Source organism: Candidatus Omnitrophota bacterium (assembly GCA_025453395.1).
In the GTDB taxonomy this organism is placed as follows: Bacteria; Omnitrophota; Gorgyraeia; order Gygaellales; family Profunditerraquicolaceae; genus JAlOQK01.
Map to the genome: position 1 here is coordinate 129,420 of JALOQK010000001.1, position 22,792 is coordinate 152,211.

The 22,792-nt window shown below is 42.9% G+C and carries 15 protein-coding genes and 1 pseudogene; all 16 read right to left on the reverse strand.

The window, feature by feature from the left end; genetic code table 11:
* Positions 1 to 5: 5 nt before the first annotated feature.
* The 16 genes and pseudogenes from carB to MUF05_00770 all read right to left on the reverse strand — a co-directional run bounded on the left by carB (position 6) and on the right by MUF05_00770 (position 22,774).
* A pseudogene (carB, locus tag MUF05_00695) lies at positions 6 to 1,658 on the reverse strand (carbamoyl-phosphate synthase large subunit).
* Between the two features lie 79 nt (positions 1,659 to 1,737).
* The gene (gene carA / locus MUF05_00700) at positions 1,738 to 2,856 is read right to left on the reverse strand and encodes a glutamine-hydrolyzing carbamoyl-phosphate synthase small subunit (protein MCU0665604.1); all 1,119 of its coding nucleotides are present in this window, start codon (positions 2,854 to 2,856) and stop codon (positions 1,738 to 1,740) included.
* Between the two features lie 5 nt (positions 2,857 to 2,861).
* On the reverse strand, positions 2,862 to 4,385 hold the full coding sequence (locus tag MUF05_00705; protein MCU0665605.1) for a DUF1846 domain-containing protein: 1,524 nt from the start codon (positions 4,383 to 4,385) through the stop codon (positions 2,862 to 2,864).
* Positions 4,386 to 4,429: 44 nt separating this feature from the next.
* The gene (gene mnmA / locus MUF05_00710; protein ID MCU0665606.1) at positions 4,430 to 5,527 is read right to left on the reverse strand and encodes a tRNA 2-thiouridine(34) synthase MnmA; all 1,098 of its coding nucleotides are present in this window, start codon (positions 5,525 to 5,527) and stop codon (positions 4,430 to 4,432) included.
* Positions 5,524 to 6,504, reverse strand: coding sequence for a [FeFe] hydrogenase H-cluster radical SAM maturase HydE (hydE, locus tag MUF05_00715; protein ID MCU0665607.1), 981 nt, complete (start codon positions 6,502 to 6,504; stop codon positions 5,524 to 5,526). Before hydE ends, mnmA begins: the two co-directional genes overlap by 4 nt.
* A gap of 36 nt (positions 6,505 to 6,540) precedes the next feature.
* Complete coding sequence (locus MUF05_00720) at positions 6,541 to 8,151, reverse strand: CTP synthase (GenBank protein MCU0665608.1); 1,611 nt, start codon at positions 8,149 to 8,151, stop codon at positions 6,541 to 6,543.
* Positions 8,152 to 8,392: 241 nt separating this feature from the next.
* On the reverse strand, positions 8,393 to 11,011 hold the full coding sequence (mgtA, locus tag MUF05_00725; protein ID MCU0665609.1) for a magnesium-translocating P-type ATPase: 2,619 nt from the start codon (positions 11,009 to 11,011) through the stop codon (positions 8,393 to 8,395).
* 21 nt (positions 11,012 to 11,032) lie between these two features.
* Complete coding sequence (locus tag MUF05_00730) at positions 11,033 to 11,395, reverse strand: hypothetical protein (protein MCU0665610.1); 363 nt, start codon at positions 11,393 to 11,395, stop codon at positions 11,033 to 11,035.
* 31 nt (positions 11,396 to 11,426) lie between these two features.
* Positions 11,427 to 11,741 (reverse strand): hypothetical protein, encoded by a 315-nt coding sequence (locus MUF05_00735; protein ID MCU0665611.1) that lies wholly within the window; start codon positions 11,739 to 11,741, stop codon positions 11,427 to 11,429.
* A 42-nt stretch (positions 11,742 to 11,783) separates the two neighbouring features.
* Positions 11,784 to 12,041 (reverse strand): hypothetical protein, encoded by a 258-nt coding sequence (locus MUF05_00740; GenBank protein MCU0665612.1) that lies wholly within the window; start codon positions 12,039 to 12,041, stop codon positions 11,784 to 11,786.
* Between the two features lie 74 nt (positions 12,042 to 12,115).
* On the reverse strand, positions 12,116 to 13,537 hold the full coding sequence (locus MUF05_00745; GenBank protein ID MCU0665613.1) for a glutamate synthase subunit beta: 1,422 nt from the start codon (positions 13,535 to 13,537) through the stop codon (positions 12,116 to 12,118).
* A gap of 123 nt (positions 13,538 to 13,660) precedes the next feature.
* Positions 13,661 to 18,199: a glutamate synthase large subunit gene (gene gltB / locus MUF05_00750; GenBank protein MCU0665614.1), complete on the reverse strand. Its 4,539-nt coding sequence runs from the start codon at positions 18,197 to 18,199 to the stop codon at positions 13,661 to 13,663.
* Positions 18,181 to 18,564 carry a hypothetical protein gene (locus MUF05_00755; protein ID MCU0665615.1) on the reverse strand — a complete coding sequence of 128 codons (384 nt, stop codon included), beginning with the start codon at positions 18,562 to 18,564 and terminating at the stop codon, positions 18,181 to 18,183. Before MUF05_00755 ends, gltB begins: the two co-directional genes overlap by 19 nt.
* 173 nt (positions 18,565 to 18,737) lie before the next feature.
* Complete coding sequence (locus tag MUF05_00760) at positions 18,738 to 20,933, reverse strand: glutamine synthetase III (GenBank protein MCU0665616.1); 2,196 nt, start codon at positions 20,931 to 20,933, stop codon at positions 18,738 to 18,740.
* 150 nt (positions 20,934 to 21,083) lie between these two features.
* Positions 21,084 to 21,425: a P-II family nitrogen regulator gene (locus tag MUF05_00765; protein ID MCU0665617.1), complete on the reverse strand. Its 342-nt coding sequence runs from the start codon at positions 21,423 to 21,425 to the stop codon at positions 21,084 to 21,086.
* Positions 21,426 to 21,547: 122 nt separating this feature from the next.
* Positions 21,548 to 22,774, reverse strand: coding sequence for an ammonium transporter (locus MUF05_00770; GenBank protein MCU0665618.1), 1,227 nt, complete (start codon positions 22,772 to 22,774; stop codon positions 21,548 to 21,550).
* Positions 22,775 to 22,792: the final 18 nt, after the last annotated feature.

Below are 22,792 nucleotides of genomic sequence, written 5' to 3' on the forward strand. Positions count from 1 at the left end.
TAGATATCGTAGGTTGAATAAAAATAAGGAGTGTACGCTTCAAACTCTGCGGCGCAGGTGTCTACTAATTTAAATGATGGGACAACCCCTAAAGATTTGCGCAGAACACAGATTTCTTCTTCGCTTTTGCCAACTAATTCCCCAAGCTGCTTATCGCTAAAACCGTATTCCTTGGCCTTTAAAATAAGTTCTTTATCCAAGGTATTTGCCGACGATATTTCTTTTTCGAATTGGATAATTTGCTTAATATTATGTATAAACCAGGGGTCTATTTGGGTTAATTCATGGATTTTACTTTCATCCACTCCGGCACGCAAAGCATCTCCGATATAAAATATCCTCTCGGCGTAAGGCACTCTTATTTTATCATAAATAGTCTTTAAGGCTTCCGCGGACGGATTAATATCTTTTGCCCCCTTAAAAAGAATGCTCTCCAGGCCGGATTTCTTAATTTCAAGCGAACGCAAGCCTTTTTGCAAGGCCTCCTTAAAAGTCCTTCCAATAGCCATCGCCTCGCCCACGGATTTCATAGAAATATTAAGCCTGGGGTCGGCCTTAGCAAATTTCTCAAAAGTAAAACGCGGTATTTTCACCACGCAATAATCAATGGACGGCTCAAAACAAGCTGGAGTCTGTTTAGTAATGTCATTGGGAATTTCATCAAGGGTATACCCGACAGAAAGTTTGGCCGCGATCTTAGCGATAGGAAAACCCGTTGCCTTAGAGGCAAGCGCGGAGCTTCGCGACACCCGCGGGTTCATTTCAATGACCACCATTCTTCCAGTTGCGGGATGCACGGCGAATTGTATATTTGAACCGCCTGTCTCAACGCCGATTTCCCGAATACAAGCTATGGCAGCGTCACGCATCTTTTGATATTCTTTATCGGTTAAGGTCTGGGCTGGCGCAACCGTAATACTATCCCCGGTATGCACACCCATGGGGTCAAGATTCTCAATGGAACAAATGATAACCACATTATCTTTGGTATCGCGCATAACCTCAAGCTCAAATTCCTTCCAGCCTAAAACCGATTCTTCGACAAGTATTTCGCTTATCATGCTTGCTTCCAAGCCTGTGCGCGCCAGGCCTTTGAACTCTTCCATGCTATAAGCAATGCTTCCGCCCGTGCCCCCCAATGTAAAACTAGGCCGGATAATTATTGGGAACCCTATCTTCTTGGCTATTGCAAGGGCTTCTTCAATATTGTAGGCAAGCCCGCTCTTGGGAAGATCAAGCCCGATTTTCTCCATTGCCTGTTTAAAAAGTTTTCTGTCTTCGGCTTTCTTAATCGCCTTGATGTTAGCTCCGATAACTTCCACTTTATATTTCTTTAAGACGCCTTTCTCTGCTAAACCAACTGCGGTATTCAAAGCTGTCTGCCCGCCAAGCGTGGGCAGAAGCGCGTCAGGCAATTCCTTGGCAATAATTTTCTCCACCATCTCCACAGTGATCGGCTCAATATAAGTTTTATCCGCCATCTGCGGATCAGTCATGATCGTGGCCGGATTAGAATTAACCAGGATTACTTTGTATCCTTCCTGCCTTAGAACCTTGCAGGCTTGAGTGCCGGAATAATCAAATTCACAGGCCTGGCCGATAACAATCGGGCCGGAGCCGATAATCATGATTTTCTTAATGTCTGTGCGTTTGGGCATATTAAAAGTGTAAAATTAAAAGCGCAAAGCGTAAAATTAAAATTCAAAACTAAGAATTTTGAGCTTTAAATTATGGTTTTTAGTTTTTCGCTTTTCGTTTTTCGCTCTCCATTATTCTTGTAAACTCCTTAAAAAGATAGCGCGCGTCGTGCGGACCGGGCCCCGCCTCTGGATGAAACTGCACACTAAAAACCGGAAGCTTCTTGTGGCGCATACCCTCTAAAGTCTTATCATTTAAATTAATGTGGGTTAATTCAACTTCTTTCTTATTTAAAGTATCCATGTCCACGCAAAAACCATGATTCTGCACAGAGATAGAGACCTTCCCTGTTTTTAAATCTTTTACCGGATGGTTGCCTCCATGATGGCCGAATTTAAGCTTAAAGGTCTTGCCTCCTAAGGCCTGCCCCAACATCTGATGCCCCAGGCAAATCCCAAAGATCGGGATCTTCCCCAACAACTCTTTTGTGGTATTAACCACATACGGAACAGCTGATGGGTCTCCGGGCCCATTTGATAAAAGCACTCCTTGGATTTTAAGCTTAAGGATATCACCCGACGGTGTTTTGGCCGGAACAACTGTAACCCGGCAATCATTTTCTTCTAAACAACGCAGGATATTATATTTTACCCCGCAGTCTAAGACTGCCACGTGGTATTTGCCATTTTTATTCCAAACATATTCAGCTTTAGGCTGGACTTCTTTTACTAGATCTATTCCCTCTAAACCTTTTGATTTTTTTGCTTTTTCTACAAGGCTTTCTTTATTAAGGTCAACAGTAGAAACAACACAACGCATGGCGCCGGTTTTACGTATATGAAGCGTTAGCTTGCGGGTATCCACGCCTTCAATGCCGATGATATTGTTTTTTTTCATATAATCTGGAAGGCTCTCTGAAGCTCTCCAATTGCTGGTAATTTTACTGACCTCTTTTACCACAACAGCCTCAAGAAACGGCTTACGCGATTCGGCATCCTCAATATTCACCCCGTAATTACCGATCAGAGGATAAGTCATTACCACAATTTGGCCCTTATAAGAAGGATCGGTAATAATTTCCTGATAACCGGTAAGGCTAGTATTGAATACCGCTTCTCCATAAGCTTCGCCTTCTGCGCCAAAAGAATACCCGCACAGGACCGTGCCATCTTCAAGGGCGATCATCGCCCTTTTTAATTTATCGCTTGGATTTGCCATCTTTATTATTCCTCAACAAAAAGATTGCGGGATGAAAACTCTCCGTCAGTGGTAAGGTTTACTCCCAGACGCTTTAATCCAACATCATCCCCGGGGGTGGGGATATGAGTCATATGCAATTCGCATTTATTTAAATCCGCTAATTTATTCATCGCCAACTCTGCCGTATGGTTAGTAGTCGCACTTATAGCCAGGGCGATCAATGCCTCTTCCAAATCCAGGCTCTCTGATTCCGTGCCTAGTATATCCTTCTTAAGCTTGGATATTTGCTTAATTACCTGCGGCGAAAGAAGAAGAATTTCATCCGGGATATTAGCTAACAGCTTAAGCGCGTTTAAAATCAGGCTTGATGCCGCGTGCATCAAATGAGAATTCTTTCCAGTAATAATTTTCCCATTTGGCAACTGCATAGCTGCCCCGCAATAGACCCCAAAATTACCCTTGCCCTTGCCTTCTGCTTCTTGCGCTGCCTTGCGGGCAACTTCTACTACCGGCCGATCAACGACTTTTACCTGCAACTCTTCCATTAATGCGGCGACTCTATCAACCGCTGATTTTTTTTCAATCCCCATCAAATATTCGCTATTATACCTGAAATACCTGCGGATCAATTCCTGACGCGAAGCTTCCCGCACCAAACTGTCGTCCACGATCCCGAATCCGGCGCGGTTGACCCCCATATCTGTGGGAGAATTATACATCGGAGCGCTGGAACTTCCGCTTGAGATGCGGCTTAAGATAAGCTTTAAAATCGGAAAACATTCCACGTCTCGGTTATAATTTATCGCGGTCTTGTTATATGTGCTTAAATGGAACGGATCAACTAAATTAAAATCCAATATATCGGCAGTTGCCGCCTCATAAGCAACATTGACCGGATGTTTTAAAGGAAGGTTCCAAATCGGGAATGTCTCAAATTTAGCGTAACCGGCGTTTATGCCTCTTTTATGCTCATGATAAAGCTGGGAAAGGCATACCGAAAGTTTTCCGCTATTTGGCCCGGGAGCAGTAACCACAACAATGGGTTTCTTTGTGGCAATATAATCATTCTTGCCAAGACCCCTCTCGCTTACCACATAGTCCACATTCGTAGGGTATCCATCAATTGGATAATGCAAATAAACTTTAACATTTCTTCTCTCCAGCTTATTCTTAAAGATAATTGCGGCATGCTGATTGGCAAAACGGGTGATCACCACTGATGAAATATCCAGCCCCCACTTTCTTAGATCATCGATAAGCTTGAAGGTGGCCGCGTCGTAGGTGATCCCGAAATCTCCGCGCACCCTGCCGCGCTCAATATCTGCGGCATAGATACAAAGCACAATTTCAATCTTATCTTTGAGTAACTGCAGAAGGCGGATTTTTACATTGGGATCATACCCGGGCAAAACCCGCGCGGCATGGTAGTCAAAACAAAGCTTGCCCCCAAATTCAAGATAAAGCTTATTGCCGAATTTACTTACCCTCTCGGTAATCGCAGAAGTCTGCTCTTCAAGGTATTTCTCGTTATCAAAACCGTTTTTCATATGGCGGTTATTATATTATAGGAGGCTGGCTTTGTAAAGGCATATCATTGGCGGGCTTTTTCAATAATCCCTCCCCCTAAAACCGAATCCCGCAGGTAAAAAACAACTGACTGTCCGGGGGTAATAGACATCTGCGGCTTGTCAAAAACAACCCTTGCCATATTTTTATCTTGCGCAATAACCGTGCAAGGCTGTTCTGGATGGCGAAAACGTAATTTGGCTTTAGCTTTTATCTTACTGGGCAGTTTTAAATTAGAGATCCAATTGACATCTTTAGCAATCAAAAAGCGGGAAAAAAGTTCGTCTTTTTTGCCGGCAATTACTTTATTTTTACAGGCATCAAGCCCCACAACATAAAAGGGCTCTTTTAGGCCTCCGATATTCAAACCTTTGCGCTGCCCAATAGTATAATAAACGATCCCCCTGTGCTTGCCGATTACTTTTCCTGAAGTATCCACAATTTCACCCGGGTAAATCTTATTCTTTGGGAAAAAAGCCGAAAAATCATCGCCTTCGTAGAAATCCTGGCTTTCCGGTTTCTCTACAAAATCCTTAAGGCCGATTTCCATGGCCAGCTTCTTGACCTGTTTCTTGAGAAACCCGCCCAGCGGAAATATTGTTTTTCTAAGCTGCTGTTGTTTCAAGCGATAGAGAAAATAGGTCTGATCTTTTTCTGGATCAAGGCTTTTCTTAAGTAAATACCTTTTAGTTTTCCGGTCAAACTCTATACGCGCGTAATGCCCGGTAGCGAATAAATCAAAATCAATCCCCAGCTTATCCGCCTTATCCAGTAATAACCCGAATTTGATCTTCTGATTACAAACAATGCAGGGATTAGGGGTTTTACCGGATAAATATTCTTTTGAGAAATACCCTAAGACTAACTTTTTATATTCATCCTTGAGATTTACTACATAATGCGGAATTCCAATTTTTTCGGCAGCTTTTTGCGCGTCCAAAATATCTTTGCCTTCGCCAGGGCCGTAACATCCGCTTTTTATAAAATCCCCCGAAGATGAAGCATCATCCCAGATTTTCATGGTGATGCCTTTTACATCATACCCCTGTTCTTTAAGCAAATACGCGGCGATTGTGGAATCTACTCCTCCGCTTAAGGCGGCTAATACTTTCTTTTTTTTCATAAATTAGCTCCGGAAACAATTGTGCGGCCCAAGGCGCGCGCCATTTTCTCTACGCATCCGCGGCAACGAAGCGCATCTTCACTAATACAAATCTTATCCGGATAGATCTGGTAGAGCTTTCTGTATTTAGCGTCAGTAATATTGGGCATTAAAACATTCGCTCCGCAGGCTAATGCCTTTTGCCTGCCCAAGGCGTCAATTGTCCCAACAGCAGTAGTTGCCGGAATATTTGTGTTCTTGGTAACAATTCTAGTTAAAGCCAATACCTTCAAGACTTTTTCCAGTGTTCCGGTTTTATTTCTTGCTAAAGGCGTGTGAGGATGCGGGATAAAAGGCCCTACGCCGATCATGTCCAATTTAAACTTCTTAAAAAGCATGATATCATCGGCCAAACTTTCATCAGTTTGCCCGGGCAAACCCACCATAACTCCGGATCCGGTTTCAAAACCTAACCTTTTTAGATTCTTCAAACAAGAAAGCCTCGTAGACAACAAACACCCGGGCTTTAATTTTTTGTAGAGTTTCGGGTCAGATGTTTCAAACCTTAGCAAATACCTGTCTGCGCCGGCTTTACGCAATTTCTTATAGTCTGCGTAAGAACACTCGCCGATAGATAAAGTAACAACCAACCCCAATTTCTTTATTTCCCTAATTAAAGCACAAAGCTTATCTATTTTATACCAAGGGTCTTCCCCGGACTGCAAAACAACTGTAGGAATTTTTAAATCTTTGGCTTTAATAGCGTGCCTGAAGATTTCCGGATAATCCATGCGGTAGCGCTTAAGATTTTTGTTATCTCTTCTTAAACCGCAATAAGCGCAATTTCTCTTGCAGTAATTGGAAAATTCAATGATCCCGCGCAAGTGTATTGCATCCCCCACAAAATCCTTGCGCGCTTGATCCGCGCGAGAAAATAATTGATCAATATCGTGCTTCTTGTCGGAATTTAGAAAAGAAAAGATTTCTTCTTTATTCATCTGATGGGCCCTTTTTCTACATAATACCATGGAAACCTAAGGGCTAACAGATTTTAAAAACGCGGATTTGATAAACCTGCTAAACAACGGATGCGGCTTGTCCGGCTTGGATTGAAACTCCGGATGGAATTGCACAGCGATAAAATACGGATGATCCTTCAATTCTACAATTTCTACTAAATCACTCTTGGGGAATGTTCCGGAAAAAACCATGCCTTTATCTTGAAGCGCCTTTTTATATTTGTTATTGAACTCATAGCGATGGCGATGCCTTTCAGAAATAATTTCTTTCTTGTAGATATTGCGCGCCAAGCTGCCAGCTTTAATCCTACAAGGATAAGCTCCTAAGCGCATAGTCCCGCCCAAACCAGATAAGCTTTTTTGTTCTTCCAATAAGCTTACAACCGGATATTTGGTGTTTTTATTAAACTCCGTGGAGTTTGCCTGCTTCATCCCGCAGGCATGCCGGGCAAATTCTATAACTGCGCACTGCATCCCCAAACATAAGCCTAAAAATGGTATTTTATTTTCTCTGGCAAATTGTATTGCCTTAATCTTACCCTCTATCCCGCGATTACCAAAACCTCCAGGGACAAGTATGCCGGATACCCCAGACAGCAACTTCTCTGCGCCATACTTCTCTATCTCTTCAGAATCAACCTTTTCTATCTCTACCTTGGCATCATTGGCAATACCAGCGTGGATTAAGGCTTCATAAACAGATTTATAGGCATCCTGCAAAGTAATATATTTTCCCACAAAGGCAATCTTGACTTTCTCTTTGGGATGGATGACCCTCTCTACTACGTTTTCTTTCCAAGCCTCAAGGTCAGACATCTTGGAAATAAGGCCAAAATGGCTTAGGATTATCTCATCCAAAATCTGTTGTTTAAAAACAAGCGGCAATTGATAAATGGATTCCACGTCTTTTGCCTCAATAACCGCTTCTTTACGAATACTGCAAAAAAGCGAGATTTTTTCTTTTACCTCATCAGAAATAGTTTTCTCCGTACGGCAAACTAATATATCCGGCTGGATGCCGATTTCTCTTAAGGTGCCGACGCTGTGCTGGGTGGGTTTGGTTTTAATTTCACCGGCAGCCTTAATATAAGGAACAAGCGTAAGATGTATATAAAGACAGTTATTGCTTCCGGCATCCAAGCGAAATTGCCGCGCTGCTTCTAAAAATGGCAGGCTTTCGATGTCTCCGACTGTTCCGCCAATTTCTACCAATACTATGTCCGCGCCTGAAACCTCGGCAACTTTCTTAATCCTTTGTTTTATTTCATCGGTAATATGCGGGATAACCTGCACGGTTTTGCCTAAATAATCCCCTTTTCTTTCACGGCCTATTACCGCGCTATAAATTTGGCCCGTAGTCACATTATTAAATTTCGTAATCGTTGATGAGGTAAAACGCTCGTAATGCCCCAGATCCAGGTCTGTTTCCGCGGCATCATCGGTAACATAGACCTCTCCGTGTTGATAGGGATTCATGGTCCCAGGGTCAACATTAAGATAGGGATCAAACTTCATCAGGGTTACTTTTAAACCCCTTGATTCCAAGATCTTGCCGATAGAAGCAGAAGTAATGCCTTTGCCTAAGCTTGAAATCACCCCGCCCGTAATGAAAATATATTTAGCCATAATTGTCTCGTAAATGAAGCCCCCTGATTATTTGTATTAATATTCAGGGGCGGAATCCCGACCCCCAGAACTTTCGTTCTAATATAAATAGGGGCGTCGGGAAATAAAAAAACGTTTAGCGCCGATACTTCGGCCACCAAACGCCGCTGTTTTATAATCTTTTAAGAAACTCGCCCTTGAGCCTCTTCTTAAGTATTAATATAGCACTGCCCTAGACAAATGTCAAGCTCCAGAGGACAATTTATTCATATCCATACCTGTTAATAAACCAACCCTTAACAGCTTGCACCGTAAACAAGTAACCTGCTACAATAATTAATAGGGCAATAAAATAGGTTGGCGCAGGCGCCACAAAACCAAAATATTTCCCAAGCGGAATAAATGGAAGTATCAAACCTATTGTCACAATATAAATAGAAGTAAATATCAGGAACTGGCTAGGTCTACTTTCTGCAAAAGGGATTTTTCCCGTGCGTATAACATGAATTACCAATGTCTGCGTGCAAAGAGATTCCAGAAACCATCCGGTCTGGAAGAATGCTGCGTTGGCGTGGAAGATAAACCATAAAGTCCCGAAGGTTATATAATCAAAAAATGAGCTTACCGGGCCGATAAAAACCATAAATCTCTTAATATAGTTCACGTTCCATGCCCTTGACTTTAAAAGATACTCTTTATCAACCTCATCCGATGGGATAGCAATCTGCGAGAGGTCATACAGAAAGTTATTCAAAAGAATTTGCAAAGGAAGCATGGGCAAAAACGGCAAAAAGATGCTTGCGCCAACCATACTGAACATATTGCCGAAATTAGAGCTTGAGCCCATTTTTATATATTTCAAAATGTTACCGAAAGTCTTTCTGCCCTCAATCACCCCGTCACCTAAAACCATCAAACTCTTCTTGAGAAGAATTATATCGGCTGATTCCTTGGCAATATCTACCGCGTTGTTAACAGAAATACCTACGTCAGCCGCTTTTAAAGCCGCGGCGTCGTTGATCCCGTCTCCCAGATACCCCACAATATGCTTATTATCATGAAGGGCATGGATAACCCGCTCTTTCTGTAACGGCGCCAGGCGCGCAAAGATAGTTGTGCCCTTAACAAGTTCCCGCAGTTCAGAATCGCTTGCTTTCTCAACCTGATCCCCTGTCGCAAGCCCCTTTATGTCCAATCCCACATCAGCGCATATTTTCTTAGTTACCAGCTCATTATCACCGGTTAAGACTTTAAAATCTATGCCTAAGCTCTTTAAGGTCTCAATTGTCTTTTTGGTGGAAGACTTAGGCGGATCCAAAAAAGCAATATAACCTTTGAGAATTAAGCCCTGCTCATCATCTTTGGAATACCTGTCTTGAAGCTTTTCAAAATCCTTATAGGCTACTGCCAAAACCCTGAACCCTTCTTTACCCAAATTATCGTACTCTTTTCTCAATTCAGTTAATACCAAATCTCCTTGGCCCAAATCCAGAATCTCGCCATCCAGCTCAAAACTAGAACAACGTTTATATATTTCCTCGGGCGCGCCCTTAGAAATAAGCCTATGTTTATTATCCATATCCACTACTACTGACATAAGCCTGCGGGAAAAATCAAAGGGAACCTCGTCAACCTTCTTGTAATCTTTTACCAGAAGCTTCTCATGTTTAAGGATAGCGCGGTCCAGAATATTCTTAAGCCCTGTTTGATAGCAGCTATTAATATAGGCGAACCTTAAGACATCATCGTCTTCTTTACGCACCACATCGCAATGATGCTCAATAATAATTTTATCAAGCGTAAGTGTCCCGGTTTTGTCAGTGCAAAGAACATCCATGGCCCCGAAATTCTGGATTGCGTTTAGCCGTTTGACAATAACATCTTTTTTTGACATCGAGATGGCGCCTTTAGAAAGATTAAGCGCAACCAACATCGGAAGCATCTCCGGGGTAAGCCCGACTGCCACAGAAAGGGCGAACATTAAAGCCTGCACAACGTTTCCTTTAGAATAGGCATTAATGGTAAAAACAATCGCCACCAGGACTAACATAAAACGGATCATCAGCCACGTAAAACTGCGGATGCCTTTATCAAAAGCGCTTTCAATAACCATAGACGCCAGTCTTCGGGAAATCGCTCCAAACTGGGTGTTTAGCCCTGTCTTAACCACAACCCCCAAGGCAGTCCCGCTTAAAACTGATGTACCCATAAAAGCAATATTAGAAAGTTCTTGAACCGAAGAACTTTTAGTAATTACCGGTTCGAATGTCTTCTCTACCGGAAAAGATTCTCCGGTTAAGGCTGACTGATTAATAAAAAGATCCTTGCAGGAAACAATCCTTAAATCTGCCGGGATCATGTCTCCAGCAAAAAGGTCAACTATATCCCCCGGGACAATTTCTTTGATTTTTATTTCCTTAGGCTTGCCGTTGCGGTAAACCGTGGCAGTCGCGCGCACCATTTCACTTAAGCGTTCAGCCTCTTTGCCTGCCTTATATTCCTGGATAAAAGACAAAAGAACGCTCATAACTGCCATGGCTATAACGATAACAGCGCTTATCTTTTCCCCAAAGAAAAGAGAAAATCCGGCAATGATTAAAAGCACTATAACAAGGGGGTTAAAAAACTTGGAGAGGATCTGGATAACAATCGTACGTTTCTTTTTCTTAACCGGCTCATTAAAGCCATAATCTTCAAGGCGTTTTTGCGCCTCTTCTTCGGTTAATCCTTGCTGCGAGGTTTCCAGGTTCTTAAGAAGCGCCTCACAGGAAGAACTTACATAATCAAAATTCCAATTCTGGGTTTTATTAATGCCTTTGGCCATATTATCTTCTTTTAAATAGCTTGGTAAATGGCCGGCGGATTTAACCCCGCCAGCCATTTACCCATGACTAAACAAAAATTACTTTACTAAAACAACCAAGGTGGCTTCCTTTATCCCTTCGGTTGTTTCATGATACTTAACTTGCACTTTCTGGTCTTTAACAAGTTTGTCTAAACCAACAACCGCTGCTTCAGTACTTTGCACTACCGCGGAATTTGATACCACAAAAGCCGCTTTGTTGCCAGCTTCATCAACAATTACAAACTGAGCCTTTATCCCTTTTGCGGAATCTGCTGGAGTAACCGTATCAATCTTACCGGTAAGCATTTTTGCCTGTACTGCAGGGCGGCTTGCCTGTTTAACGGCTACGGGCGCCTGTTGCGCGAAACAAACTGAACTAACCGACAAAGCCACAATTGCGAAAGAAAGTAATTTCTTCATGAAAGTTCTCCTTTTTTTGAATTCGTTAATTTTATTTATTCTTTGATCCTGGGTTAACGGCTCTAACAGTTTCCGCGGCACTGCTGCCTGCTTTTGCTTTTACCTTAACATTTTCTCCCACCTTAATGGAAGACGCTTGTTTTTCACTGACCGTAAAAACCTTGTCTTGCCCTGTTTTATCATCTTTAATCACAATTTCTTTCTTTACTTTATCAACCGAGGTAACTGTTCCGATAGTTGTTTCTAAGACAACCGCGCTTTTCTTGCCTTGTTTAGCCTGCGCGAAAGCGGAAACCACCATCAGCGATATAAAAAATACGGCAATAATTAAGGATATCTTTTTCATTTTATCTCCTATTATTAGATTAAAATTATAAATTGCAATTATTTATGCGTATAGAAATGGGGGAGATTTCTCGTGTTGGGCGATATAGGCGATAAGCAGGCTCTTGACAGAAGGATCCTTATAAGCAATGCGGTAGAATCCTCCGGCCCAAGATAAAATTCCCGGCATAGATATAGTATCTACCCCGGCACTGCAAAACTGTTCTTGTGTATTCTCATCATCGCAAACAATAGATATATAGACGAAAGAACACACTATTAAAATTATGATAAAAATCAAAAACGGCGATTTCTTTATCATTATCTTCTACCCTTTCAAGCTTAGATTGGTAATATTATACATTAAACGCGGGATATTTCCAGAGGAATAAAGCTTTAAGCTTTCAAATACCGGCCTATAGATTCGGCGGCGTTTCTTCCTTCGGCAATCGCCCAGACAATTAAAGATTGCCCGCGGCGCATATCACCACAGGAAAAAACACCCTTCACAGAAGTCATAAACCTGTCATCGGTTTTGATGTTGCCCTTCAAGTCCAATTCCAGAGATAAATCCGAAACAAGGCCTTTATGCTGGGTATGCAAGAATCCAATAGCCAAGATCACCAAGTCCGCCTCAAGGACAAATTCCGTGCCCTGTTTTTCTTTGATCAACATACAACCCTTGGAATCTTTCTCAAAACAGGCTTCTACGCAAGATATAGATTTCACAAAACCATTACTACCATTAAATCTCTTGGTTAATACTGCCCACTTACGCTCTCCCGTTTCTTCGTGGCTGGTAGTAGTTTTTAAAAGCAACGGATGCACTGGCCAAGGGAAATCACAGGTCCTTGATTCCGAAGGCTTAGGCATAACTTCAATTTGCGTGACACAAGAGGCGCCTTGACGGCAAGCAGTACCCACGCAGTCTGAGCCGGTGTCTCCTCCCCCTATAACAACCACTTTCTTTCCCCGCGCGTCGATAGCTTCTTTTTCAGAGATAACCCCACCGGAAGCTCTTATGTTGGACTGAATTAAATAATCCATGGCAAAGTGAATTCCCTTTAGATCGCGGCCTTCTATTTTTAAATCCCGGGGGACCCGGGACCCCATACAAAGACAAATCGCGTCAAAATCATTTTTTAATTTATCTAATGAATAATCTTTGCCAGCCTCTGTTCCGGTAATAAATCTAATCCCTTCCTGCTCCAGAATATTTATTCTGCGATCAATAATATTTTTCTCCAGTTTAAAATCTGGTATGCCGTAACGCAAGATCCCGCCCACAGCCTTATCTTTCTCAAACACATTTACCATGTGGCCCATCTGGTTTAATTGGTCCGCGCAAGCTAATCCCGAAGGCCCTGAACCAATAACTGCTATCTTCTTGGTAGTCCTTTTAATCAATTTACGCGGCTTAACTAAGCCGTTATTAAATGCGTATTCTATAATCGCAAGTTCATTCTCTCTTATGGTTACCGCGTCGTCGTTAATCCCTAAAACGCAGGCTGATTCGCACAGGGCCGGGCAAAGCCTGCCGGTTATTTCAGGTAAATTATTCGTAGAGGCTAAAAGCCGAAAGGCCTTTTCCCAATGCCCATGAAAGACCAGATCATTCCATTCCGGGATAACATTGCCTATGGGGCATCCCCAATGACAAAAAGCAACTGCGCAATCCATACAACGCGAAGCCTGTTCTTGTGAATCTTGGGGCGCAGGCAAAACCGCCACATCAGAGTAGTCTTTTACTCTTTCACATACCGGACGGTATTTGGGCTTTAAACGCTTGACTTTAAGAAATCCTCTGACATCCCCCATAATTAAACTCCGTAACTTAAAATTTAAAGTGAAAAGTGCCTGCCTGCCGGCAGGCAGGTAAAACCATAATTCAAAATTAAAAACGTTTTAAATTTTACGCTGTAGTTTTTCGCTTTACGCTTTCTACCCATCGGAAGCCTCGTCTAAATTATTTGAATCTTTTGTTCTTCTTGGTCCTAATACACGTTTATACTCAAGCGGCATAATCTTAATAAAATTCCTGGATAAAGAATTAAAATCATCTAATATTTCTTTCGCCTTAAGGCTTTTGGTATAACGATGGTGATTTACCAAAAGATTACGGATGGTCACCAAATCTTCGTTTTCCAGATTTTCTAATGCCACCATCTCCATATTGCACTTTTCCTGGAAATTACGCGCAAGGTAAACATAGGCAATGCCTCCAGACATGCCTGCGCCAAAATTCCTTCCAGTTTCGCCCAAAACCACAACTCGTCCTCCGGTCATATACTCGCAGGCATGGTCTCCCACGCCTTCCACAACCGCGTAAAGCCCGGAATTACGGATGCAAAAACGCTCCCCGGCCTTACCTAAAATATAGGCCTGGCCGTTTATCGCTCCGTAAAAACTGGTATTACCGATGACAATGTTATCTTGCGGGTTATAATCAGTTTTCGTATTCGGATAAATAATGACCTTTCCTCCAGAGATACCTTTTCCGACATAATCATTGGCCATGCCTTCAAGCTCAAAAGTCACCCCTGAACAAAGCCAGGCGGCAAAACTCTGTCCGGCGACCCCCTTAAACTTGATTTGTATTGTGTCTTCGGCAAGCCCCTCTTCGCCGAAGGCCTTACAGATCTTACCGCTTAACATCGCCCCTGTTGTGCGGTTGGTATTAAAGATCGGGAATTCCAATTTTACCGATTTCTTATTTATAAATATGCCCGAGCAAGCGTCTATTAATTGTAAATCCAGTATGTCTTTTATCGGATGGTCTTGCTTCATGGTGCATGCCCTTTGAGAAGAGCTTGTTTCCGGGAAAAAGAAAATCCGCGAGAAATCAACACCCTTTGCCTTCCATGGCAAGATATCGGTGTCAGTCTCTAAAAGATCGCTTCTGCCGACCATCTCCTCTAACTTTCTAAATCCTAAAGCTGCCATAATTTCTCTTAATTCATTTGCCACAAAACGAAAATAATTTTCCACATGCTCTTGCTTCCCGCGAAAACGCGCTTCCAATAATTCATCCTGCGTGGCAACCCCTAAAGAACAATTATTTAAATGACAATGGCGCAGCATTGCGCAACCCAAAACAATTAGCGCTGCTGTGCAAAAACCATATTCCTCGGCGCCTAAAAGCGCGGCAACAGCCACATCACGGCCGGTACGCATCTGTCCATCAGCCTGAAGACGCACCCTATTTCTTAGGTCATTCAAAAGCAAGCTCTGATGCGTTTCTGCAAGGCCCAATTCCCAAGGCATGCCAGCGTGCTTAATGGAGCTTAAAGGTGACGCCCCTGTCCCGCCATCGCCGCCTGAAATAAGTATCATATCCGCGTGCCCCTTGGCAACCCCCGCGGCAATTGTGCCTACGCCTATTTCTGAAACAAGTTTCACGCTTATGCGCGCATCCGGATTAGTGTTCTTAAGGTCAAAAATAAGCTGAGCTAAGTCTTCAATAGAATAAATGTCGTGATGCGGCGGAGGAGAAATTAAAGTTACTCCGGGCGTTGTATAACGGGTCTTGGCAATAATTACACTTACCTTATGCCCCGGCAATTGCCCGCCCTCTCCGGGCTTAGCTCCTTGAGCAATTTTAATCTGCAGCTCATCAGCATTAACTAAATAATTTGTAGTTACTCCGAATCTGCCCGAGGCAACTTGCTTGATACTGCTTCTTTTAGAGTCTCCGTTAGCAAGCGGCTTAAAACGCGCTGGGTCCTCGCCGCCTTCGCCTGTATTGGAACGCCCGCCCAGGCGGTTCATTGCCAAAGCAAGCGTCTCATGAGTGCCGCGGCTTATAGAGCCAAAACTCATAGCCCCAGTGGCAAATCTCTTCATAATTTCCTCTACCGGCTCTACTTCTTTTAGGGGGATAGAATTTGTGCTTTTAAACTTAAAACATGAACGCAAAGTTACCGGCTGCTCTTTTTGACAATTTATAAGCCCGGCAAATTGTTTGTATCTTTCATAATCCCCCAAGCGCGTGGCGTCTTGTAAAAGAGAAATAGTTTCCGGATTCCAAAGATGGGCTTCTGCGTCTTTGCGCCATTTATAGGCGCCCCCTGCTTCTAAATCCACAGTATTCTGGGTATTTTGGCCTAAGAATGCGGCTTGGTGCCTTAAAGAAGTTTCTTTTTGGATAACCTCTAAACTGGCCCCCTCAATACGAGAAACTGTGCCAGTAAAATATTTATCAATAATATCTTTGCCTAATCCCAAAGCCTCAAATATCTGAGCTCCTCTATAACTTTGCAAAGTAGAGATCCCCATCTTGGAAAGGATCTTTAATATGCCTTTATCCACTGCCTTAATATAATTGCCTGTCGCCCTGGAGAAATCAAGGCTGATTTCTTTCTCCTTGATAAGCGCGTTAATAGCTTCATAGGCTAGATACGGATTCACACAATCCGCGCCGTAACCAAAAAGAAGCGCGAAATGATGCACTTCGCGCGCGTCAGCGCATTCTACAATAATGCTTGTCTGGGTGCGAAGCGCTAAACGCACCAAATACTGATGCACTGCTGAACAGGCCAACAGCGCTGGAATACTGGCGTTGTGATTATCCACGCCTCTATCGCTTAAAACAATAAAAGTAAATCCTTCTTTTATGCTCTCGCCAGCTTCCCGGCAGATTCTATCTAAGGCATTCACAAAATCGTTTTGGTCTGCAGGCTTAAAAAGAAGCGAAATTTTCTTAGAGCGAAAACCAGAAGCGTTAATATTAACTATCTTATCTAATTCTTCATTGGTAAGAACCGGCCTTTTGACCTTAAGCTTATGGCAGGCCTGGGAGGTTTCCTCAAGCAGGTTCTTCTCTGGGCCTAAATATGTTTCTAAACTCATTACCAATTCTTCGCGAATAGGATCAATGGCGGGGTTAGTAACTTGAGCAAATAGCTGCTTGAAATAAGTATATAAGCTTTGGGGCCTATGGGAAAAAACCGCGTGGGAGGCGTCATTGCCCATAGAACCAATTGGCTCCTGAGAAGTTTCCGCCATCGGTTTAATAATAATATTGATATCCTCGCGGGTATAGCCAAAGGCCTTCAATAATTTAAGATAATCATCTTCCTGCCTATTATATCCACAACTTGGGATATCTTCCAGATCCATCATATTTTGCTCTAGCCATTTACTATAAGGATTTTTCGCGGCAATATTATTCTTGATTTGTTCATCAGGAATGATCTTTTGTTTAACAGTATCAATAAAAAGCATCTTCCCTGGCTCAAGCCTGCCGGAATAAGCGATATTCTCCTGCGCAATGTCCAAAACCCCTGCCTCAGAAGCCATCACCACAATACCATCCTTAGTAACAAGGTATCTTGCCGGACGCAAACCATTCCTATCTAAACTTGCTCCTACGCAATCTCCATCAGTAAAGGCTATTGCCGCCGGGCCATCCCATGACTCCATAATGCAGGCATGATATTTATAGAAATCTTTTAAATTTTTATCCATAAGCTTATCCTGCTGCCAGGCCGCGGGAATAAGCATCATCATCACCTGCTCTGGCGGCCTGCCGGATAGAAGAAGAAGTTCAAAAATATTATCTATGGCCGCGGAATCGCTTCCTCCGGGCGCAATAACCGGAAGAATTTCTTCTAAATTCTTTCCCCATACCGCGCTTTTTAAAAACCCCTCTCTGGCGCGCATCCAATTAATATTGCCTCTTAAAGTATTTATTTCTCCGTTATGAGCCAAATATCGGAATGGTTGCGCCAATTCCCAAGACGGGAAAGTATTGGTGCTGTAACGGGAATGCACCAGGCACAACGCGCTTTTCAAGCTTTTGTCCTTAAAATCCAGAAAAAACTTATCCATTTGCTCAGGCATTAAAAGCCCTTTATAAGAAAAGGTACGGCTGGAAAGATTGGTAATATAAAAAAATGATTTTTCTTTAATCTCTGAGGCTCTAACAATATTTTCTATTTTCTTGCGGATAACATATAGCCTTCTCTCAAAAGCCAGCTGGTCTTTTATGTCATCTGAACAACTGATAAAGATTTGCTCAATGCCCGGGCGGTTCTTTTGCGCAGTCTTTCCAATGCATGAATTATCTACCGGAACGCTTCTCCAGCCCAAAATATCCTGTTTTTCTTCTGCGGCAACTTTAGCGAAAACATCTTTGACAAACTGCCTGTCCCTTTGGTTCTGCGGCAAAAATACCAACCCGCTTGCGTATCTTCCATAAGCGGGAAGCTTAATTTTATTTTCACCGGCTTTCTTCCTGCAGAAATCATCCGGCATCTGGATAAGAATACCCGCTCCGTCGCCTGTCCGGGGGTCTGCTCCGGTAGCGCCTCGATGCGACAGGTGATTTAGGATCTGCAGGGCCTGCTGGACAAGAGAGTTTGTTTTTACGCCCTTGATATCGCAAATAAAACCCACCCCGCAGGCGTCGTGCTCAAAACGCGCGTCGTATAGGCCGTATTCGGTGAAGTTATTTATTTTCTTTAATATATTGTTTTGCATGCCTGTAAGCTTATGTTTAATTTCTTAATCTTCGCGCGCATAGTATTTCTGTTAATACCTAAGATCTTCGCCGCCTTTAATTGATTGCCTTCAGTGCGCTCCAATGTATGCTCGATTAACGGTTTTTCAATCGCCTCTAAAACCGATTTATATAATTCACCGCGTTTCTGGTCGTACAAAGAATCCTCTAATGCAATAATCTTGTCTTTTATAAAAGCTAAATCCCGGATATTATCTTTCTTTACGATCCTTATCACGTTATCCCTGGAAATCCCTTCATCCATGGCATAACCTTCATGCTTAAGAAGGCGCGAAATCGCATCTTTGATCTTTAATTCATCTTCGGTAATTATTATGGTAAGCATTTTGCCTAAAGTTTAATCACCGGTTATTATAAAAAAGGCGCTCATTCTGGCTTAACAGATACCTGCCAAAATGAACGCCTATGTTCACTTAATCTAAAGCTAAAAGCACAACACTGTGCCTACCTTTATCTTAGAATACAAGTAAGAAAAACATTCTACCGGTAACCTTTTCTTTACTTAATAAAGAGCATTTCCCTGTATTTAGGCAGATCCCAATGCTCATCAGAAACAACCATCTCTAAAGCATCAACGTGTTTCCTGATATGCTCCATCAATGGCTTCAGCTGTTCAAAATAAAGTTCAGCCCGTTTTTCATTGTCTAATTTTGCCGCCTTTTCCAGAAGCTTTGTCATTTCGCCAACATTGCGCCTGACATAATAGATCTTTGTCACCACGTCAGATAAGTGGTCTTTCTGGTCAGTCAAAACCTTCGCGTCAACGTCTAACTTGGCATCTTTTTTAAGCCGCACCAAATTCTCCAAGTTATTTGCCAGCAGCTTTTCATACTCTTTCCCCGCAGGCACAATAGAGGCGTTAACCATCTCGTTTAGAGTGTTGGCTTCAATCTCCAGGGTCAGATTATACATATGCACCCAAATATGGAAACGCGCGACAATCTCATCTTTTGAGAAAACTTTATATTTTTCAAAGAGAGAAATGTTCTTTTCATCAATTAACGCCCCTAACGCGCCAACCGTAGAAGCCACATTAGCAAGGCCCCTTTTCTTCGCTTCTTTTATCCAGCTTTGCGCGTAGTTATTGCCCTCAAAGCGGATATCTTTAGTTTCTTTAACAAGCTCTGCAATAACCTTAAGGCATGCGCTGTTAAAATCTTTATTGCCGGCTTGCGCCTTCTTAATCCTCTCCGCTACAAAATCAAGCGATTCCGCGATAATAGTATTTATCACCGCAATCGGCGTAGAAATATTCTGAGATGAACCCACCGCGCGGAATTCAAATTTGTTGCCGGTAAAAGCAAATGGCGAAGTGCGGTTTCTATCTGTCATATCTTTATTGAATTTGGGAAGCCGGGCAATTCCTAAATCAATGATATCCGCCTTGGAAACTTTGCCCTTAGCGCCTTTCTCGATCATATCCAGAATTCCGCTTAGCTGATCTCCTAAGAAAACACTTAAAATAGCCGGAGGAGCTTCATTGGCGCCTAAACGGTGTTCATTGCCTGCCATAGCCACTGACGCGCGCAATAAATCAGCGTGGATATAAACAGCGCGCAAGACCGCAACCAGTATTGCCAAAAATTGCAGATTGTCTTCGGGTGTTTGGCCGGGATTCAAAAGGTTGTTCCCCTTATCATCAGACAAAGACCAGTTAAGGTGTTTTCCGCTTCCGTTTATCCCTGCAAAAGGCTTCTCATGTAAAAGGCAGACCATGTTATGGCGAAGCGCCACTTTTTTCATGATGTCCATCAACAGCTGGTTATGGTCAGCGGCAATATTGGATTCTTCAAAAATCGGGGCAAATTCATATTGATGCGGAGCCACCTCATTGTGCCTTGTCATTACTGGAATTCCCAGTTTATAGGCTTCTTCGGCTGTTTCAAACATAAAATTAACTACCCGCTCTTTAATGGTGCCAAAATACTGATCCTCTAATTGCTGCCCCTTGGGGCTGGCTGCGCCTACTAAAGTACGCCCAGTCATGATCAGGTCCTGGCGCAAATTATAATAATTCTTATCGATCAGGAAATATTCCTGCTCCGGTCCGCAAGTGGAAAAAACTTTTTTTACGTTATTATGGCCGAAAAGTTTCAACAAACCAATCGCAGCCTTATTTAATGCTTCGTCCGAACGTAAAAGCGGAAGTTTCTTATCTAACGCCTCTCCATGGTAAGAAATAAATATCGTCGGGATGCAAAGAGTCTTGCCAAGCTTGCTTTCAATAATAAATGCCGGGCTTGAAGGATCCCAGGCAGTATAGCCACGGGCCTCAAAAGTGGCGCGTATGCCCCCAGAGGGGAAACTTGAAGCATCCGGTTCTCCCTGAATAAGCTTGTTTCCAGAAAACTTCTCAATAACTTTTCCCGGCCCGGTAATAGAGATAAAACTGTCGTGTTTCTCGGCAGTTAAACCGGTCATGGGCTGAAACCAGTGGGTATAATAAGTAGCCCCCTTGGCAATCGCCCAGTCTTTCATGCAATTGGCAATTTCATTTGCCTGTTCAATGGAAATAGTCTTTCCTTCAGACATCCATTTCTTAAATGCCTCCAGGGTATCCTTGGAAATAAGCTTCTCCATGGTCTCCATGCCAAAGGTATTAGAGCCAAAATAAGAAGAAACTTTCTTCGGCGCCTCATTTTTATCCAATACAATACCTTTAATATTCGCTAATGCCTCTTGTCTTACCGACATGTTTGCCCCCTTTTAATTTGAATGATTATAGTACACTATACCTTAAATTTGTTCAAATCTCAAATAAAAAACAAGTAAATAGTCTTGCCCCTCTTATATCTACACCCGGCCCAAAATGACGATCCGGTGTTGCCCTTTCTGGGAAAATTTTTACCCAATTGCGACATTACCTTTTTCCTCTGTCCTGATGCGCACGCATTCCTTAAGGTCCAAAACAAAGATCTTACCATCACCGGTTTCACCGGTTTTGGCGCCTTTGATGATTGCTTTTATCGTTGGCTCAACAAAGTTTTCGTTTACCGCTATTTCCAGGCGCACTTTTCTTAAGAGATTTCCCGTTTCTTTGTGGCCCCTGTAGACTTCGGTAACCCCCATCTGCCTGCCGTGGCCTAAAACTTCGCTGACGGTAATTAAATTGACTTCCGCCTTGTAAAGCTGTTCTTTCACTTCTTCAAGTTTGTGAGGCTGGATGATTGCTATAATAAGTTTCATAAATCCTCCCTTTTTAGCGAAAAGCTTAAAGCGAAAAATGCAAAACCAAAATTCAAAATTTAAAAGTTTTAAGTTTTACGCTATAGTTTTACGCTTTGCGCTTTTAGTTTTTAGCTTTTTTGTTATTCCAATACTGTATACGCTCTTTCCCTGTGCTGGGTTAAATCAAGGCCTATGGCCTCTTCTTTATCCGATACGCGCACTCCAAAGAATAAATCTACAACTTTATAAATAACAAAAGTAACTATTATAGTATAAACTATAGTTGCCAAAACCGCGCCCAATTGAACCAGTAACAACTTTGGGTTGCCAAAGAAAAATCCATCTGCTCCAGCAGGATTAACCATCTTAGAGGCAAATAATCCTGTGGCTAATGCTCCCCAAATCCCGCCCACGCAATGCACCCCAAAAGCATCCAATGAATCATCATAACCGAATCTAGGCTTGACCAAACTTACAGCAATAAAACAGAACACGCTGACCAATAGCCCGATAACAATTGCCGGCATAACACTCACAAAGCCTGCGGCGGGAGTAATCGCCACTAAACCTGCGACAGCTCCGGATGCCAACCCAAACATTGTGGGCTTGCCGTTACGTATCCATTCTATTAAAGCCCAGGATAAACCTGCGGCTGCGGCTGCAGTGTTGGTAACCACAAAGGCATTTACTGCCAAACCATTCGCCCCTAAGGCGCTTCCGGCGTTAAAACCAAACCAGCCAAACCACAATAAGCCAGCGCCCAATACTACAAATGGCAGATTATGCGGAACAGGAACATTGGAATCCAAATTCTTACGCCTTCCGATTACAATAGCGGTAACCAAAGCTGCGATACCGGCATTAATATGCACGACCGTTCCTCCGGCAAAATCCAATGCCCCTAAATTTCTTAACCAACCTCCTACACCCCAAACCCAGTGGCATAACGGGTCATAAACAAAAGTCGCCCAGAGAAGAGTAAAAACAATAAACGCGGAGAATTTCATCCTCTCGGCAAATGCTCCGATAATAAGCGCCGGAGTAATAATGGCAAACATGGCTTGGAAAATCATAAAGGCTTGATGCGGAATAGTCCCGGCATAATCTGCGTAAGGCTCTAAACCCACGCCCTTTAAACCTGCCCAAGCAAACCCACCCCAAAAACCGCTGCCTGGATGAAATGACAAGCTATAACCATACAAAACCCATTGCAAACTCAATACGCACATAATAATGAAACATTGCATCAAGACGCTTAACATGTTCTTTTTCCTAACCATCCCCCCGTAGAAAAAAGCCAAGCCCGGAGTCATCAGCAATACCAACGCCGAAGAAATCAAAACCCACGCCGTATCTCCTGCATTAATCATATTCTCACCCTGCCT

Excerpts from the sequence above, each read along its gene's own strand:
- gltB (MCU0665614.1), bottom strand. The coding sequence starts at position 18,199 with ATGCAAAACAATATATTAAAGAAAATAAATAACTTCACCGAATACGGC.
- MUF05_00740 (MCU0665612.1), bottom strand. The coding sequence starts at position 12,041 with ATGATAAAGAAATCGCCGTTTTTGATTTTTATCATAATTTTAATAGTG.
- MUF05_00730 (MCU0665610.1), bottom strand. The coding sequence starts at position 11,395 with ATGAAGAAATTACTTTCTTTCGCAATTGTGGCTTTGTCGGTTAGTTCA.
- MUF05_00765 (MCU0665617.1), bottom strand. The coding sequence starts at position 21,425 with ATGAAACTTATTATAGCAATCATCCAGCCTCACAAACTTGAAGAAGTG.
- mgtA (MCU0665609.1), bottom strand. The coding sequence starts at position 11,011 with ATGGCTGGCGGGGTTAAATCCGCCGGCCATTTACCAAGCTATTTAAAA.
- hydE (MCU0665607.1), bottom strand. The coding sequence starts at position 6,504 with ATGAATAAAGAAGAAATCTTTTCTTTTCTAAATTCCGACAAGAAGCAC.
- MUF05_00705 (MCU0665605.1), bottom strand. The coding sequence starts at position 4,385 with ATGAAAAACGGTTTTGATAACGAGAAATACCTTGAAGAGCAGACTTCT.
- MUF05_00735 (MCU0665611.1), bottom strand. The coding sequence starts at position 11,741 with ATGAAAAAGATATCCTTAATTATTGCCGTATTTTTTATATCGCTGATG.
- MUF05_00755 (MCU0665615.1), bottom strand. The coding sequence starts at position 18,564 with ATGCTTACCATAATAATTACCGAAGATGAATTAAAGATCAAAGATGCG.
- carA (MCU0665604.1), bottom strand. The coding sequence starts at position 2,856 with ATGGCAAATCCAAGCGATAAATTAAAAAGGGCGATGATCGCCCTTGAA.
- mnmA (MCU0665606.1), bottom strand. The coding sequence starts at position 5,527 with ATGAAAAAAAAGAAAGTATTAGCCGCCTTAAGCGGAGGAGTAGATTCC.
- MUF05_00745 (MCU0665613.1), bottom strand. The coding sequence starts at position 13,537 with ATGGGGGATGTCAGAGGATTTCTTAAAGTCAAGCGTTTAAAGCCCAAA.
- MUF05_00760 (MCU0665616.1), bottom strand. The coding sequence starts at position 20,933 with ATGTCGGTAAGACAAGAGGCATTAGCGAATATTAAAGGTATTGTATTG.
- MUF05_00720 (MCU0665608.1), bottom strand. The coding sequence starts at position 8,151 with ATGGCTAAATATATTTTCATTACGGGCGGGGTGATTTCAAGCTTAGGC.